Raw genomic sequence first — 17,333 nt, 5'->3', positions numbered from 1 at the left:
GACAGGTCCATTGTCCCTAATCTCCTATTTTTCATTAACAGCTGCAGAATTGTTTCCCTCTTGGACAAGGTGCCTGTCCCCTTGTCCCTGACTAATCCGTAAAGCTGTGGCATATAGGAGCTCAACGCCTTTCTCGATGTCGTCCATCTCTGCAAACTCCAACGGATTATGGCTGATTCCTTTTTCACAGCGGACGAAGATCATTCCGTAATCACTGATATAGGACATGATCAACGCGTCATGGAAAGGTCCGCTCATCAAGGTCGGTGACTCGAATCCAAGTTTCTCGTCCTCCTCCTTCATGATGTCTTTGATCCAATCCGCACAATATCTAGGTTCACTGCGTGTATCCTCTTTGATTTCATATGTAAGGTCATAGGCTGATGATGATTCTTCAATGATCCGGTATAGCTTTTGTTCGAGGTTATTACGTGCCTTTAGATCGATATCACGGAGGTCGACGGTGAACTCTACCTTTTCGGCAATAATATTTCTGGAGTTTGGAAATACTTGCATGCTACCAACCGTCCCAACGGTTGTGTCGCTTCCTTCTTTTTTAACAAGGTCATCAAATTTCCTGATGATTTCTGCAGCACCGACAAGGGCATCCTGCCTCATCGTCATTGGCACTGATCCCGAATGACCGGCAAATCCCTCGAGTGTCACTGTCAACCATATCGGACCGGAAATCCCGGATACAATCCCTACCGGTTTTCCCTTCTCTTCAAGAACCGGCCCCTGTTCGATATGCAGTTCAAGAAACGCTTCGATGTCACCTTTTTCATACACAGGACTTGCCGTCAAATCCGTCTCTACTCCGAACTCTTTAAGCGCCTCACGTCTCGTGACACCCTGTTTATCTTTCCGCTCAAGTTCGCCTTCTTCAAGCATCCCTGCCAACGCCCTTACTCCGAAGATGCCTTTATTGAAACGGCTTCCTTCCTCATCGGAAAAGCAAATCACCTCAATCGTCCTTTCAGGGTTGAATCCGTTGTCCTTCATACTATGAATGACTTCGATCGCCCCCAACGCCCCGGCTGTGCCATCGAATCTTCCCCCATAGGGCTGAGAGTCAATATGAGAACCTAGAATCAGGACCGGTTTGTCTATGTCCGTTCCTTCCATCCTTCCAATCAGGTTACCGAAACCATCGATTTCTGCTCTCAAACCGGCCTCTTCCATCCAGCTTTTCACCAATTCGACGCCTTGACGATCTTCCTTTGAATGGGCCAACCGACAAACACCTGTTTCTCCGATCTTTCCGATTTCCGCTAATTCCTCCAGATGCCGTTTTAATCGTTCACAATTGATTGACATAAAATCACCCTTTGTTTTTCATTTTTTAAAGACTTATAGTAAGTTTATTTTGAAAAAGCTCCGTTATCATTAGACACTCTGTCTAAGAAAGAGCGGGATATTCAACCAGAATGACAAAAGAGAAAGAATTTTCCAAAAAATTAAGCGAAATTTTTTTCTCCTCTTCTTTTCTCAAGTTTGCCCTTACTCTTTCAAAATCACCGTTTGTCTAGTTTCTAGACTCATTTACCTTAATCCTGCACTTTTCCAAAAAATGAAACGTTGTGCTCAATAGAAAAAGAGCCTATCCAATCGTGGATAAGCTCTTTTTACTTGAGTTCTACTATTAAGTTTGTCATATTACTTAGTTAAAAGATGAGAGACTAGTGGTTGAATTTCGATATTCACTAAGACGGGACGCGGGACCTGTCCCCCCGTCCAAGCATTCCGAAGAAGACGAGCACGGATACCAGGATCAATCCAAGGGAGACTATCGTGATGGATAGCATCTTGAAGATGACACTGACCGCCACAACCATGTACAGGACTGCTAGCATTCGTTTAACGCTGACGCCAGAGAAACGTTTCAGCTGAATAGAACCGATCGGTGTCCCAATTAGTGCACCAATGATTAGTAAAATTCCATGACGATAATCAAGTGACTCCCCTGTATACATATAGGAGGTAATGCCCGACAATACGATGATGGATGCCGCAGAAATACTCGTTCCGATCGCTTTGCTTAGGTCAAGTTTAAGCCACTTTGTAAGTAATGGGGTCATCACAAATCCCCCACTGACCCCCATAAGAGATGAAATAACACCGGTGAATAACCCGATAATAGGAGCCGCAGATTTTCCTTTTGCTTTCAAATCTTGTTGTCTTCTACTTAAGAACTGATATGAAAACCAGCTTAATATGGCAATATAAACAATCGATATCACAGTGGATGCCCCGTTCATCTCATCCAGCCATTTTACAAATGGTACGGTCACAACAGAGCCAATCACTCCGAAAACACCAAGAAGGACCGCTAATTTCACATTCACATTCTTTAACCGGATGTGTGACATTGTCCCTGTCACCGTTGAGCCTAATGTGAGCATTAAGGAAAGAGTGATTGCCTGGCTCGGTTCGTATCCCAGGACAAGTAAGGTCGGTGTCAGAACAATTCCGCCGCCTATACCAAAGAATCCCGAAATGATGCCGATGACCGCACCACCTATCATAAATAAAATCCATTCCATTTTGTTTCACTTCCTTCGTCTTTCATTATACATTTTCGTAACCTATAATAGAAATGCATAATAATAATACAGATGATTACGTTTCATAATAAAGGGAGGATACCTATGCAACTGGATTGGATTCGAACATTTGTGACCCTTGCGCAGCTTCAGCATTTCACGAAAACAAGTGAATTCTTGAATTTGTCACAACCTACTGTCAGCGTCCATATTAAGAAGCTTGAACAATCCTTGGGAGTTGAGCTTATCCATCGTTCATCCACCAACCAACTTTTCGAATTAACACCTGCAGGAAAGAACGTGTTTGAACAAGGGAAGCAGATGTTGGATTTGTGGAGAACGATGGAACAAGCCACTCAGAAAACGGAAGATATCCAATTAAGAATCGGATCCACTCACACCGTCAGTGACGTGCTCCTTCCCGACTTTGTCAAAAAGATAAAGGTCCTCTACCCCCACGTCCGCCTTCAGCTGATGATTCACAATCATGAAACCATCGTTGAAGCGCTGAATCACCACGAACTCGATCTCGCCCTAGTTGAAGGAACAAAGGGATTAGAGCCATTTCATGTTGAAGTGATCAGCCGTGACGAACTCCGTTTCTTCGCGAGCAGCCGAATGAATCTCCGCTCCTCCCCATTGATACTTAGAGAAATCGGATCAGGAACAAGAGAATATGCTAATGAATTCTTGCGTTCTGAACGAATCGTACCGGCAGAAATCCTACAAGCAAGCAGTCATTACTTAATCAAGCAACTGGCAGTAAGGGGGCTTGGCATCGCGTTTCTGTCAAGCTCAATGGTCAAAGAGGAGGTTCAGCAAGGAAAGCTTGTCCCGATCGATCCTTATGTCATCCATCGGCCGTTTTATGCAGTCTACCCTGAAAGTGCCGCGTCTGTGGCCCTAATAAAAGAATTAGTGGCTGTGATTGAGGGCCCATTATAACATCCATTGCGTGAGGGACGGACCTCCAATAGAGGTCCGTCCCCCTTCAAGCTTTACTTGAATAGGCACCTTTTTCAAACTCAAGTATTGCTTTATAGGAAAGCCAGGAGATACTCCGTACACTTAACTTATACTTTTAAATGGGGTGAGAAAATTGTTTGATATGACAAAGGTTGGGAAGAAGATTTCACAGTTAAGAAAAGAGAAGAACATTACTCAAATGGCACTGGCGGATCTGCTTGGGGTCAGCTTTCAAGCGATCAGTAACTGGGAACGGGGACAAACAATGCCTGATATCTCTAAACTCCCTGAGATCGCAAGGATTTTCCATACCAGTATAGACGATATTTTAGGGAACACCAAAGGGACGAAGTTGGTCAAAGACCTGGTTGAGGGTGAGACACTTGCTGATTCAAAGTCTATAGATAAGGTAGAATTCATAAACGCGGCACCCATCCTTACTATGGAGCAAGCAGATATGGTATATCAGAAAGTGGTAGGCGAGCTTACTGAAGAAGACTTGTCAATAATTGTACCCTATATCAATCAAGAATCGATTGACGCATTAGCAAAGCGAGAGTTTGGTTTGAGAGGAATGAAAGGTTTGGCCTCCATCGCACCTTATATCAGTCAGGAAGTCATTGATGAAAGTGCCAGGAAGGAACTTTCATCAAACGGAATGAAAGGGTTGACTCCTTTGGCTCCTTTTATCAGCCAAAACGTAGTAGATGAGTGTGCCCGGAAAGAATTCCAGTCAAAAGGATTAGAAGCATTATCATCCATGGCCCCTTTTATTAGTGATCAAGAATTAAACCTTTGTGCTAAAGAAGGTTACGAAAGGGACGGACTTCACTCCATCCTATCCATTGCTCCATTTATTCAGAAAGACCTCCTGAATAAATTGGCATTGGACGCCATCTCTAAAAAAGGAATGAAAGAAATCATTCCGATCATGCCTTACCTGGATCAAAACGTGTTGAATGATAATATCCTTAAATAATCACGAGGAGGCTGGGACATAACCAAATCAATATAATCGAAAAACGAACAATCAGGATATAAGACCATGTTAGGGTTTCTTGTGACACCGCTGTTGATTTCCGTGCAAGACTTCGCTTTCCTCGGGGCGGAAGGCGAGCCTCCTCGTCGCTGACGCTCCTGTGGGGTCTCACCTATTCCGCTTTTCCCGCAGGAGTCTTCGTCTTGCACTCCAATCAACAGCTAGAACCAGTTAAATACACTGAGTATGCTTTTAAAATAACAATAAAAAATCCGAACGTTTTCGATTTTCATGAAAGAATATCGAATAATTGTTCGGATTTTTCTTTGGCTAAAACCCTTTTGTCCCAGCCCCCTCTAAAATATCACTCACTATAACTGAGCCACAATTCCATAGCGGTATCCAGTTCTTTAAGGATATGAAGCTTCCTGTTATACAGATCCTGAAGTTCATTATATTCTATTTGTTTGGAAGACATCTCCAGATCAATTCCCCTAATTTCATGTTCGAGGCTCTCGATTTTTTTCAATACTTTTTCCTGTGTTCATTCATCATTAATACCATCAGGTTTCCCAAGTGACTTCTTACTCTTTTCACTAACCGGTTCTTTCTTATCGGCCATCCTCTGCTTTTCTATTTCAAGTTTATAATCATCATAATCTCCAGGATAACTTTTCAACTTATGATCTTCTACTGCAATGATTCTCTCAGCCATTCGGTTACTAAAATATCGATCATGGGAAATAAAGAAGATTGTCCCGTCGAAATCTTCCAATGCTTCCTCAAGTGTTTCGATGGACTCGATATCTAGATGGTTCGTCGGCTCATCTAGTATCAGCAGATTCACTTCATGAAATAGTAGCATCGCAAGCTTTAATCTGATTCTCTCTCCCCCGGACAGATGCTTGACTTTCTTGAAGACACTCCCTTTATAGAACATAAATTTAGAAAGATACTCGCGTGCTTTTCCTCCCACTATCGAAACATCTTCTCTAAAGCAATCCAGCACGGTTACTTCTTCATTATTAAATGTAATGTGTTGAGGTAAATAAGCCTGCTTTACGTTTGCACCGAATTGGATTTTTCCTTGATCGGGCTGCTCCTCCCCCATAAGCATCTTCAGGAATGTGGTTTTCCCGCATCCATTCGGACCAAGGAGACCGACTCTTTCACCAAATCGAATCATCACATCCATGTTTTCAAAAATCACTTTGTTTTCAAAGCGTTTGGACACGCCGAACGCTTTGATGGTCTCATTCCCGGACCTCTCCACTACTTTCACGTCAAGGCGCATATTCCTTCGCTCGAATACCGGCTTATCGATTTGATCCATTTTATCCAGCTTCTTTTGAACACTGGCCGCCCTCTTAAAGAATTTCGTATTATCCGCTCTCATCGCCCAGTCCCTTAAACCCATCACGGTTTTTTCCATACGATGGATCTTCTTCTGCTGTTCTCTGAAATGGTCATATTGAATTCGCATATTCTCTTCTTTTTGAAGAATAAAGGAAGAGTAGTTTCCCTTATAAGAAGTTGATCTCTTATCTTCAATTTCTACAATCTTTGTCACGACGTTATCCAGAAAATAGCGATCATGGGACACAAGAATAACCATTCCTTTATAACTCTTAAGATAACCCTCCAGCCATTCGATCGACTCCATATCAAGATGATTGGTAGGTTCATCCAAGAGCAGAATATCAGGTTGATGAATCAAGAGTTTTCCAAGCACGACGGACGTCTTCTCCCCGCCGCTCAACAAGTCAAAATCCCTTTCTAAAAAGCTCCCAGTAAACTGAAGCCCCGTGCAGACCCTGCTTAATTTCTCTTCTCGTTCGTACCCACCCATCACTTCAAATAATTGAGTCAAATCGCTGTATTTATTCATTACTTTTTCAAGTTCAGATCCTTGTAAGACCTTCATTTTCTCCTCTAACTCATGCATTTCGTTTTCTATACAGTCCATTTCCTCAAATGCCAAATTCAGCACTTCCATGACCCTCATTCCTTCTGGATAACGGGGTGATTGTTCAAGATAAGCCGTTGTCGCGCCCGTAGACTTATGAATAAGTCCTTCATCATACCCAGGGCTTGAGGTTTGTGGGTAACCCGGATAATATTTCATCGGTTCAATGCCTGCAATTACTTTCATCATCGTGCTCTTTCCGCTTCCGTTCGCCCCAACAATTCCGACCTTGTCTCCCTCATACACTTCTAAGGATACATCTTCCATAACAAGCGTCGCGTCCATGTATTTCTTTATCCCATTTACTTTTAATTCCAACATATGCGTTCCTTCTTTCATCCATATTAGAAGTTACGCTATTTATAGAAGGGTCAAGAAGACCTTACTCTATTCATTTGCATAAAAAAAAGACTGTAAGAAGGGGTTCCTTCTCACAGTCCCGTATCATCATGATCATAAAGCAGGCTAAAAAATGCAAATCTGTGCCCTATACTATCCAGACACAGCTGGACGCTTCATGAATATACATCATCCGATATCAGTAAAGTAAGTTACCTTCTAATTGCCCTGATTCCATAAAGAGCATAACAAATAAACCTATCTCTATAGGCCTTTTCAAGCTCATTAAAAAATCATTATTAATTTAAAAATAAATTAATTAGCAATTAGTTGGTTCCATAAACTTACTTCACCTCCAAAATTTTCTTTATTGTCTCATTTTTTTGTGAATTTGTAAATAAGATTGTGTCGGGTATCCCTATTCATAAGAGTTTGTTTAACTTCCCTCATCAACTTTTATAACTTTTCCCCAGATAGTAAAGTAGGTTCCGACTTATCCCTACCCTAACTGTTCAATCTTGCAAAAACAACTCCTACAAACTCTATACACTGAAACCCCTTTCAAAACTTATAGATAGCACTTATACTAGATTCACAAGATGATCATCGAAATCAACACAGTATAATTATGCAAAAATGGAACCTTACGTAATTAAGCGAGGAGGATCCTCATGGTACTGGATAAAAGACGTGCACACCTATTATCCATCATTCAACGTTCAACCGAACCGATTCCAACGAAAGATTTGATTTCCAAAATGAATATGTCTCAACGGACAATTTATTATGACCTCGATCAAATTAATCATTGGTTAACGACTCAGAAAATAGATCCCATTAAAAGTATCCATGGAAAGGGATTGTTTTTATCCACTGAATCGAAATCAAAGTTGGTGGTGTATCAAGATCAGAGTTTTGAAGATTGGCAGTATCAATTATCCAAGCCTGAACGGGATATCCTGATTAAGGCAAAAATATTATTAGAAGAACAGGACGCTTCGATGCAAAGGTTTATGGACCTAACGAGTATGAGCCGAGGGACGATTTCCAAGGTTCTTAAATCTATCAAACAAGAGTTCAGCAAGGCTGGCTTGCAGTTGTATTACCAGAAAGGATCAGGCTACCGATTAAATGGTCCTGAAGATGCAAAAAGAACTATGCTTTCCAATATTCTGGCAACCATCTTCTCCCGCCCGGATTGGCTGAACGTCCGGAATGAAGTTCATAAAATGATTCAACCGGATGCCGCCACTTGGTCGCAGGAGACTGATCAAAGACGCTTAGTTAGAGAGATCCTTTTTGAAGCAGAAAAAGAATTAGGATTGACTCTGACTGATGAAATGGTAGAGATCCTTTCCTTACAAATATTGATGATAATGAAGCGCATTGAACTAAAAGAGTACATCTTTGTCCCAAATGAAGAAAAACAGGTTCTGCAACAAACAGAATCATACAAGGCTGCATTGCATATCACAAATAAATTGAAAGAGTTCAAGAGAGTCACGTTTCCTGATGATGAGATTTGCTTCATTACTATGAATCTATTAGGTTCAAAGGTACAGCACGATAACTTTAACCGATATACCGAGCAAGAATTATCAGGGCTGAAGGAAGTCATTCATCAGATGATTGATGATTTCCAACTCTATTCCTGTGTAGTGTTTGATGATAGAAACGGACTTGAAGAGAATCTCATCTCACACATCAAACCTACCTATTATCGCCTTAAATACGAGCTTCAAATCGCCAATGATCTAGCCGGCAGCATCCAACAGACTTACCCAGATATCTTTCATTTGACTAAACGGGTGATGAGACACCTAGAACTGTATGTCGGAAAAACCGTTCCCGATGAGGAAGTGGCATACATTACCCTGCACTTTGGTGGATGGTTAACGAAAGAGAAAAAGAAGGTTGAGACGAAGTTCAAAGCTCTCATTGTTTGTGAGAATGGAATCGGGACCTCCAATATGCTCCGCACACAGTTAGAAAATTTGATCGCCGGTCTGAATGTCATCACCACGATCTCCATGAGGGAATATCGAACGAATGAATATAAGGCAGACGTCATCTTTTCCACTAATTATATCAAGGAGAAGGAGACTCCAGTTGTCCATGTTCCAGCGATTTTGACAAATCTGGAAAAGGAACGGGTCATACAACAAATGAACGAGCTTTTCGACGCTAAGCAACCGGAACAAAATATGACCGATCACCTGATGGATATGATCAAACAGCATGCGACCATCCATCAAGAGGACGCACTGAAAAGAGAATTGGTCCATCTATTAGAACAAAATACTCCCAGGATAAAGGAGCTTAGAAAGCCTATGCTCAATGAATTATTGACAGAACAAACGATACAGCTCAAAGACAGTGTAACCAGCTGGGAGGAAGCCATCAAGGTGGCGAGCCAGCCTTTGGTCGACCAGCAATCCATACGCTCGGAATATGTAGAGGCCATGATTTCGAACGTGAAGGAGTTAGGTCCTTATATAGTCATCGCACCTAATATCGCCATCCCCCATGCACGACCTGAGACTGGAGTGGAGCAGCTTGGAATGAGTTTTTTAAGACTCAAAGAACCAGTCTATTTTTCAGAAAAGGAAAAACATCGGGCTCAATTAATTATTGTGTTGGCGGCGATCGATAATCAAACCCATTTAAAGGCATTGGCACAACTCACAGAACTGCTATCCAATGAAGAAAATGTGGAGCAGTTACTCACAGCAAGTGATCGTAAAACCGTGATCGAACTAATCAACCAAACAATTGAAGTATAAATTAGAGGAGGAAAAAATGATGAAAAAAGTATTAGTCGTATGTGGAAATGGTTTAGGCAGCAGCATGATTGTAGAAATGAATGTGAAAGCAGCACTTAAGGAAATGGGGAAAGACGCTGAGGTGTCACACACAGACTTATCAACAGCCAAGACTGAACAAGCAGACCTTTTTATAGGTTCAGAGGATATTGTTGAGCGTCTGGAAGATGGCCAAAAAAATGTCGTGAAGTTGAAGAACTTAATGGACAAGAACGAACTGCGCGCGGCGCTAGAACAAAATATGTAATCTACAATAATTCAAAGGAGGGATACAAATGGTTGATATCATAATGAAGGATATACTAGGTACACCTGCAATCCTTGTCGGTCTATTCGCCTTAATCGGGCTCCTTATTCAACGCAAGAATTCGGGAGATGTCGTGTCAGGAACCCTTAAAACGGTCATGGGCTTCGTGATTCTTGGGGCGGGTGCGAATGTACTCATCCAGTCCCTGGGGCAATTCAGCAGCATGTTCAATCATGCATTTGAAGTCGACGGGGTGATCCCGAACAATGAAGCGATCGTCGCCCTTGCACAAGAAAGCTTTGGTACGGAGACAGCGATGATTATGCTGTTCGGTATGGTTGTCAATATTATTATTGCACGATTCAGTCCTTTTAAATATATCTTTCTAACCGGACATCATACCATGTTCATGGCCTGTCTAATCGCTGTCATCTTAACCACTGGAGGATTCACCGGGTTACCATTGATTCTTCTCGGTTCAATTATCCTTGGGGCACTGATGGTCTTATCGCCTGCGATGCTTCAGCCATTCACACGCAAAGTCACCGGGTCAGACGACTTTGCTGTTGGTCACTTCGGATCGATTGGGTATTTGGTTTCCGCCACGGTCGGTAAAGTGGTTGGGAAAGGGTCAAAATCGACAGAGGAAATTAAAGTTCCAAAGTCCCTCGGCTTCCTCCGGGATACATCCGTCTCAGTATCGCTGACGATGGTCATCCTCTTCTTTGTCGTAGCTGGCGCCGCAGGTCCTGCTTTCGTGGAAGGAGAATTGAGTGGCGGACAGAATTTCCTTGTGTTTGCCTTTATGCAAGGGATCACATTTGCCGTTGGTGTGTACATCATTTTAGCAGGGGTACGCATGCTCCTTGGTGAAATCGTCCCTGCCTTTAAAGGGATTGCAGACAAAATCGTCCCCAATGCCAAACCGGCACTCGATTGCCCAGCTATCTTCCCTTTCGCTGGGAACGCCGTCATCATTGGATTTCTATTCAGCTTCATCGCTGGACTAGTGAGTATGTTATTTCTGCCTTTACTTGGATTGAAGGTTATCGTGCCTGGACTCGTCCCTCACTTCTTCACAGGGGCAGCCGCCGGAGTGTTTGGCAATGCCACCGGCGGACGCCGGGGTGCCGTCTTCGGTTCCATGGCGAACGGGATCATGATCAGCTTCCTGCCGGCTCTCTTGCTTCCGGTACTTAGCTCGCTTGGATTCCAGGGAACCACGTTTGGAGACGCGGATTTCGGTTTAGTTGGAATCCTTCTTGGTAACCTGGTGAATATTGTCGGATCGAATATTGCCGTTTTCATAGCAGTCATTGTTATCCTGGCCATCTTGTTTTTCATCAGCTTTAAATCAAATACAAATGAAAACAAAAAACAGACAGAAACAGCTTAACCTGTTAAAAACACTCGTTTCCTTTTTATAAGGGACGGGTGTTTTCCTATTTTATTTCGTGACTTGCATGCATCTTTCTCATCAAGAATACTATTTTTTATATAATAAACGACTGTCCTAATCGAGATATGGTAGGTAACTCTTTATGACTCTCTCTATAACCATTTTGACTATCCAGTTTTTTCATTATATAGTTGAAATTAGATATAACTTAAGAATGTAGCTGTTTTGAGAGGAATATTAATGAGGCTTTTTTAATTTCTCTGAACGACATACTATTCATTTCAGGAGGAATAAAAAATGGAAGTTTTCGCGGAATATTTATCGAGTATCGATGACCCTCAGCAACGGGTGCGCACGGAAGAAGTGTTGATGTGGGTAAAGAAAAAATATCCGAATTTAATACCGAAAATCGCTTGGAATCAGCCTATGTTTACTGATCACGGTACATTCATCATTGCATTTAGCATTTCAAAAAAACATTTGGCTGTTTCTCCTGAAAAGGAAGGCATCACTCATTTTTCTGAGGACATTGTTCAAGCTGGATATGACCACACCAAAATGTTAATGCGTATCCCATGGGATAGTCCAATTGACTTCTCATTGCTTGAAAAAATGATTGAGTTTAATTTGGTGGAAAAAGCAGAGTGTTCGACTTTTTGGCGTAAATAGGATAAGAGAGAGACCTGAAAGAAGCATATATATCACAATAGCTAGGTACCTATGTAAATGAGGTATCCAGCTTTTTTTTACATTTAAATAAATTCCAGAAAATCATACGATGTTTTTCTTTAACTAGAAGTTGGGTTACCTAAAATTGTTACAAATAACCAAACATAAACAAATAAAACAAAGTGAAGAATACTGATAAAATCAACGCAAAAAGCGGTTTTATAAAATGCAGTCTTATCATTGGAAACATCACACAATTAAATAATATTGACCATCCCATATGCCAACCATTATGGTGTGTAATCTTCCCTAACTCAACCCCTATCCACTCAAATATAGTGAATAAAAGGATCCATTTAATGGTGTATGAAAGTTGTTTTTTTAAACCGTTGGGATAATTAGACAAATAAACAAAAGATATTAGAGAATTTATGATAAGATCGTGTGCAAAATGAACATTCATAAGGTTAAAATAAGAATCTTCTTGAAGTTCCCATAACTGATAATGGCTATGTGATATAAACTCATAAAGGAAAGTTGATAAAGAAATGTATAGCATGGTGGGATAATATTTTTCCCAGTTTTTCCAATCGCCCTTTATTAAAGAATAAGTGATAACCATGATTAAAAGGATTAAATGCATTTAAATTTCTCCTATTTCAAGCTATATTTTACCTTTCATCATCTCTGTTAGTTTTAACAAAGATGTATGAAAGATGAATGTAAAATAATGTCACTTATTCTCACTTAACAAAGACGTCTCCTTCTTCGCACAATAGACCAATTACTTCAAATTGTCACCTGTATTGTAGATTTGCTTATCGTTACATTCACAAAGGCTTTCTAATTAAAAATAAAAGGAAAAGTAAATATAACGAAAGCTGCCCAAAGGCCATAAACCGGCAAAAACTTAGTAACTGAATCTTGGATAGTTGAAGATCCTGATTTGTTTTGTAGAAAACGCATATAGGGGAACATAATCCAAATTAGATTCGCCCAGATAAGTATGTTCACACCTAAAACAGCAAGTCTATTTGGCGTAATCCCAAAAAAAGAAAGTCTGAACACTATCGCTGAGAGTGCCACACTATCAATGATAAGCGCAAGAACAATGAGCACAAAATTTATATAATCTGAAATGTTCTTTTTCTTGTCTGAGTCGCTTTCGGTAATGGAAAAAATGGTGACGATCAATACACCAAGGAGTATCCCGTTGAAGGCTATCAGGAAATTACGGTCTAAGAATGGATTTTTTCCGATCCATATAACCGCAATAAGATAGACCAACAAGGTGACCAGGACAAGAGGGCTAAAAATCTTAGCTATATAGGGTGTAATATTCTTAGCAAGTTTAAGATTCATCGATACCAGGTATGCAGCCACAATAGCGAGAGCGGAAGCACCAAATAAAACGACATTACTAAAATAAAAGTCTTCTATATCTAAGCCGATAAAGCTGAATAACTGCATGGTTAATGCTGCTAGTACCATTCCACTAACAGCCATGCTGGCGTAGAGAATACAATATTCCATATTGAATTTGATATAGGCTAATCTAGTACTACCCTTTGAATACTCATTTCCTGTAAATGCAAGTCCTAACACTATCCATAAGAATATGGGAATGTGTAAATAGACAAGGATGATACTGTCTTTATCATTTAAAGGCAGCGTATTAAGGTAAACCCCAGAAATCAGGAACAATGCTACAAGGGAATAAATAACACTTTGTTTCGGCGTATTTTTGTAAACAAAATAGGCAGCAATAAAAGGAATTATACCAAAGGCCAGGTTTATTGGAGCAATCACTTCCTGTTCGACAAAATGGAAAATGATCCTGGTAAGTATCCCTGCCATAATGGCTAAAATGCCCATGAATATGAAATCTTTTTGGACATTGGAAGATTTTTCTGTATTTGTTGTCTCTTTAAAATGCAATCTTTCATACCAAACCCCAAGGACCTGAGAATCAGGATTTTGTTCCCATACCTGTAAGAATGCATTTTTAAAAGCTTTTGGGTCTTGTCTATATATTCTCTCGAGTTCATGAGGATTAGCAATGTTTTCACTAATTGAATTGTTTAATTCCATCGTTATACCTCCCCTAATAAAAGTTATTTCCTCCACAATGCTTAACTGTCTTCGTCTCTGTTGTATTCTAAAATATCCCCAGGCTGACACGCTAAAGCCTCACAAATTGCCTCTAAGGTGGATAATCGAATCGCTTTCGCCTTTCCATTTTTCAATATAGAAAGGTTAGCCATCGTTATCCCAACCCTCCCCGAGAGCTCTGTTACGCTCATTTTCCTTTTTGCTAACATCACATCAATATTGATAATAATCGCCATTGTTATTCACCTCAGACCGTTAAATCATTTTCTGATTTTATATCAATTGCTTCTTTTAAAAGCTTCTGGAGAACTGCCGCAAACACTGAGATAACAACCGAAGCAAAAGGAACAACCAATCCGACAAAGATAACTCCTGGGGTATCGTCTACTTCCGCAAAAATATAGAAGAACGGCAAAACTAGTGCATGCAAAATACTGATTGTGATTGCACAATATTTGATTTTCTTTAAAGCTATTACAGATAAATCAGAGAAAGCTTTATTTTTGTTAATGTAACGCAAGAGTTTAAAAGCCTGATACAAAGCAAAATAAAAAGGTATAGCTGATGCATCAAAAACGATGAAAACGAAATATTTTATCACTGCAAACTCTGGAAGTGATTTTGCTGAAAGATTCGCGATCTCAGGCACCAAAAAGATGCACAAAGCAAGAACTGGGACTCCTAAAAAAATAACAGCTATTTTCAAAAACAATGTTGAAATTTTCTCCATAAACGCACCCCCATTTATTTATTCTGATTTTGATTTTAATCTAAAATTTATTGTTTTACAATAAATATTTATTAAATTTTATATTATTTTTATTGTTAATTAGAATTAATCATCATTTTCTCAAGAAAAAAAGGGATCCTTTGACTTAAAAGGTCCCCTTACTTATTCTGTGTTGAACTTTTGTTATTATTTTCCACTAAACTCTAAAATATTTAAACCTTCAGATGCTTCTGGTGCTTCAAAAAATTTAGTAACATGAATAAACATGGCTTCCGTGTCAAAAGCTGCTCTTTCGGGTTGTTCGTTACGCCTTTGTGCAATTTGACGTAGGCATTGCTCGTTATTTAGATTAAGGAAAATGAGTTGATGGTTCGCATTGGCCTCTGACGCTATATCCAAAAACCACTTTCTCAGTTTTTGAGTGTTAGCAGGAAAATCCATCACTACATCTGTTCCGACACTTAATATGTTTTGGACATGCTCTTTCACCAACGGCTTTAGCTGCGCTGAGAATTTTAGATAGTCCTCAAACGTTGCGATCTGGTTTGGATAAAGAGAAGAAAGCCATTCATCCTCAGACAACAGTACCGCCTGTTTATCTATCGCCAATTGTTTTGATTTAGTTGATTTTCCTGCGCCCATTTTCCCACAAAAAAAGTATAGCGTCCCCAATTGTTTCATACTTTTCAATCCCCCCGGGCTAATTTTAGTGGTTGGTGCCACACCTAATAAAATAATAGAAGTTTTCGGTTTGGATTCTTTATTAAATCTTCCTCTTTTTTTAAAAACACTAGCTAAAAAAATTCAAACCTTAAATAACTAACCTTTAATTAAATATAGATAAAGCCGAAGACCAACTTCACGATCTACAGCTTTATCCAATATGACCGCAATCCTTAACCATTCACTAGTACAACAAGCATTGGTCTTATATCCAATCTTCTCCATGTTCCTGGATGAATTTTATTTCTTTTTGATAATGTTCGAGATGGCCTTCATCAATCATTTTTAGAAACGCCTTATTGCCTTCAACAGCTTTTCTCTTCATGTATTTACACAATCCTTCTAATCGCAACAATACCATCTCTACATATCCTTCATCCATTCCCTCAATATCGTAGGTTTCAAAAAACAATTTAACTCTTTGTTTTGTATGATCGGCATCAAGTCTTGAATGCCTACTCAAAGGAACGCATGTGTATAGTGTATAGGCTATATCCCAAAGCCTTGGACCTGGAGCTGCTACATCGAAGTCGATAATCCCCACAGGCTTTTCGTAATTAAAAATAATATTATAGACGGCAAAGTCATTGTGACATAACACCTCAAATGGTTGAGGGGTATTGTCAAGCGGTTGCCAACTTTCTTCAATTGGAAAGTCACTTACAGCGTCATGATATTGACGAAGCATTTTCGCTATCTCTTTTAATGCGTCGTTAGACCACATATAACCTTTTAATGGATAATTACCTGCTTCTCCTTCAATAAATGATAATATTTCTCTATTCTTATCATCAATACCTAAAAATTTTGGTGCGTAATTGAAATTTTTGTTTTCCAAATGCTTTAATACTTTATGAATCTGGGAACTCTCTTTCTTCAGATCTCTTCGCACAGTATCTCCCGAACGATATACGTTAGAGACATTTCCACCTGATAATATTTCTTCTTTTTTATTATAACTGTTCATTTATATTCCCCCAAAATAGGGACAAGGTGATTGCGTTAAATAGAGATGTAATTTTACCCAAAAATAAAAGCAGACATACAAAAGGTATCTGCAAGGCAATGGGAATTTAATTGTCCACACCATGTATCCCTTGAATGATTTTTAAGATAGACAAATAAACGTATCCTTAAGAATATCAAGAATCGCAATTGCCTCTATCTAATTAGATAATCATTTCAAGGTTTTCCACATAGGTATAGATTCCCCTCTCTTTTCATCTCTAAATTAAATATTACCAAATATAACTAATTAGGTAAATAAGTAGTATAGAGCTTTCAATTAATGCTGCCCTTTTGTTGAATAAGCATCTATTTATTTTATTCAGCAATCCTTTTTAGTTCTTTTGCACGGTTAATTATAAATTCTGTCATATATTTCTCCAAAAACAATTTGTCGGCAATTACCCCAATTGAACCAAAAGGTGACTTATATTCAAATGTATCAATCATTAAGGTTCCTCCTATTTCTTCTACAAATTGATGTGTATGAGTAAAGGAACTAAAGGCTCCTTTTACCATAGTATCAACAAACTCAATAGGCCTTTCCATATGAGTAACTTTTGCCGTTAGCTTTTGTTTAATACCAAAGTGAGTAGCTTCCCAAGTAACACTATCTCCCTCTTCTAATAAACCCTGCATAACCCCACCCAAAGCTTTTTCCTTAGTTTTAGAAGTGGTTTTAGTATGTATATCTACGTTTCTTGCAAGGCCAAAGCATACTTCCAACGACAAATGGCTGCTCCGATTCCTTTCGAACGACTGGCTCCTGTCACAATGGCTACTTTTCCTTTTAGATTCGTCATTTCATCTTCCTCCTGTTATTCCGAGGAAAC

The 17,333-nt window shown here is 39.7% G+C and carries 17 protein-coding genes; 6 read left to right on the top strand and 11 right to left on the bottom strand.

Annotated elements, in window-relative coordinates; translation table 11 throughout:
* Positions 1-24: 24 nt before the first annotated feature.
* Positions 25-1,317 (bottom strand): M20 family metallo-hydrolase, encoded by a 1,293-nt coding sequence (locus FGG79_RS14490; protein WP_138779519.1) that lies wholly within the window; start codon positions 1,315-1,317, stop codon positions 25-27.
* A 386-nt stretch (positions 1,318-1,703) separates the two neighbouring features.
* Positions 1,704-2,543, bottom strand: a complete 840-nt coding sequence (locus FGG79_RS14485; protein ID WP_138779517.1) for a sulfite exporter TauE/SafE family protein — start codon at positions 2,541-2,543, stop codon at positions 1,704-1,706.
* A 105-nt stretch (positions 2,544-2,648) separates the two neighbouring features.
* On the opposite strand from FGG79_RS14485, the gene FGG79_RS14480 reads away from it, so the two are divergent.
* A complete protein-coding gene (locus tag FGG79_RS14480) occupies positions 2,649-3,488 on the top strand; it encodes a LysR family transcriptional regulator (RefSeq protein WP_171050948.1) in 840 nt (279 codons plus the stop codon).
* Between the two features lie 163 nt (positions 3,489-3,651).
* Positions 3,652-4,488, top strand: coding sequence for a helix-turn-helix domain-containing protein (locus FGG79_RS14475; RefSeq protein WP_138779513.1), 837 nt, complete (start codon positions 3,652-3,654; stop codon positions 4,486-4,488).
* A 364-nt stretch (positions 4,489-4,852) separates the two neighbouring features.
* On the opposite strand, the gene FGG79_RS22160 is transcribed toward FGG79_RS14475, so the two are convergent.
* Both FGG79_RS22160 and abc-f read right to left on the bottom strand, forming a co-directional pair.
* Positions 4,853-5,017, bottom strand: coding sequence for a hypothetical protein (locus FGG79_RS22160; RefSeq protein WP_240794290.1), 165 nt, complete (start codon positions 5,015-5,017; stop codon positions 4,853-4,855).
* Positions 5,018-5,032: 15 nt separating this feature from the next.
* Positions 5,033-6,775: a ribosomal protection-like ABC-F family protein gene (abc-f, locus tag FGG79_RS14465; protein ID WP_240794289.1), complete on the bottom strand. Its 1,743-nt coding sequence runs from the start codon at positions 6,773-6,775 to the stop codon at positions 5,033-5,035.
* 689 nt (positions 6,776-7,464) lie between these two features.
* Between abc-f and FGG79_RS14460 the strand changes: the two genes are divergently transcribed.
* From FGG79_RS14460 to FGG79_RS14445, 4 genes are all read left to right on the top strand, one after another.
* Positions 7,465-9,576: a BglG family transcription antiterminator gene (locus FGG79_RS14460; RefSeq protein WP_138779511.1), complete on the top strand. Its 2,112-nt coding sequence runs from the start codon at positions 7,465-7,467 to the stop codon at positions 9,574-9,576.
* 19 nt (positions 9,577-9,595) lie between these two features.
* A complete protein-coding gene (locus FGG79_RS14455) occupies positions 9,596-9,862 on the top strand; it encodes a PTS sugar transporter subunit IIB (RefSeq protein ID WP_138779509.1) in 267 nt (88 codons plus the stop codon).
* A 28-nt stretch (positions 9,863-9,890) separates the two neighbouring features.
* Positions 9,891-11,258 carry a PTS ascorbate transporter subunit IIC gene (locus FGG79_RS14450; RefSeq protein WP_138779507.1) on the top strand — a complete coding sequence of 456 codons (1,368 nt, stop codon included), beginning with the start codon at positions 9,891-9,893 and terminating at the stop codon, positions 11,256-11,258.
* A 300-nt stretch (positions 11,259-11,558) separates the two neighbouring features.
* Positions 11,559-11,930 (top strand): iron chaperone, encoded by a 372-nt coding sequence (locus tag FGG79_RS14445; RefSeq protein ID WP_138779504.1) that lies wholly within the window; start codon positions 11,559-11,561, stop codon positions 11,928-11,930.
* 148 nt (positions 11,931-12,078) lie between these two features.
* Here the strand turns inward: FGG79_RS14445 and FGG79_RS14440 are convergent, their stop codons facing one another.
* The 7 genes from FGG79_RS14440 to FGG79_RS14410 form a co-directional block, all read right to left on the bottom strand.
* The gene (locus tag FGG79_RS14440) at positions 12,079-12,573 is read right to left on the bottom strand and encodes a CBO0543 family protein (RefSeq protein WP_138779502.1); all 495 of its coding nucleotides are present in this window, start codon (positions 12,571-12,573) and stop codon (positions 12,079-12,081) included.
* A 200-nt stretch (positions 12,574-12,773) separates the two neighbouring features.
* A complete protein-coding gene (locus FGG79_RS14435; protein WP_138779500.1) occupies positions 12,774-14,021 on the bottom strand; it encodes a DUF4153 domain-containing protein in 1,248 nt (415 codons plus the stop codon).
* Between the two features lie 41 nt (positions 14,022-14,062).
* A complete protein-coding gene (locus FGG79_RS14430; RefSeq protein WP_138779498.1) occupies positions 14,063-14,278 on the bottom strand; it encodes a helix-turn-helix domain-containing protein in 216 nt (71 codons plus the stop codon).
* Positions 14,279-14,289: 11 nt separating this feature from the next.
* Positions 14,290-14,772 carry a DUF2975 domain-containing protein gene (locus FGG79_RS14425; RefSeq protein ID WP_138779496.1) on the bottom strand — a complete coding sequence of 161 codons (483 nt, stop codon included), beginning with the start codon at positions 14,770-14,772 and terminating at the stop codon, positions 14,290-14,292.
* A gap of 186 nt (positions 14,773-14,958) precedes the next feature.
* Complete coding sequence (locus FGG79_RS14420; RefSeq protein ID WP_138779494.1) at positions 14,959-15,453, bottom strand: P-loop nucleotide/nucleoside kinase family protein; 495 nt, start codon at positions 15,451-15,453, stop codon at positions 14,959-14,961.
* A 247-nt stretch (positions 15,454-15,700) separates the two neighbouring features.
* Complete coding sequence (locus tag FGG79_RS14415) at positions 15,701-16,462, bottom strand: phosphotransferase (protein WP_138779492.1); 762 nt, start codon at positions 16,460-16,462, stop codon at positions 15,701-15,703.
* A 356-nt stretch (positions 16,463-16,818) separates the two neighbouring features.
* Positions 16,819-17,232 carry an SRPBCC family protein gene (locus FGG79_RS14410; protein WP_138779490.1) on the bottom strand — a complete coding sequence of 138 codons (414 nt, stop codon included), beginning with the start codon at positions 17,230-17,232 and terminating at the stop codon, positions 16,819-16,821.
* Between the last annotated feature and the right edge of the window lie 101 nt (positions 17,233-17,333).

This window comes from Bacillus sp. BHET2 (assembly GCF_005938125.1).
Taxonomy (GTDB): Bacteria; Bacillota; Bacilli; order Bacillales; family Bacillaceae_B; genus Rossellomorea.
The sequence above is the reverse complement of the archived record's forward strand: the minus strand, read 5'-3'. Positions and strand labels throughout refer to the sequence as shown.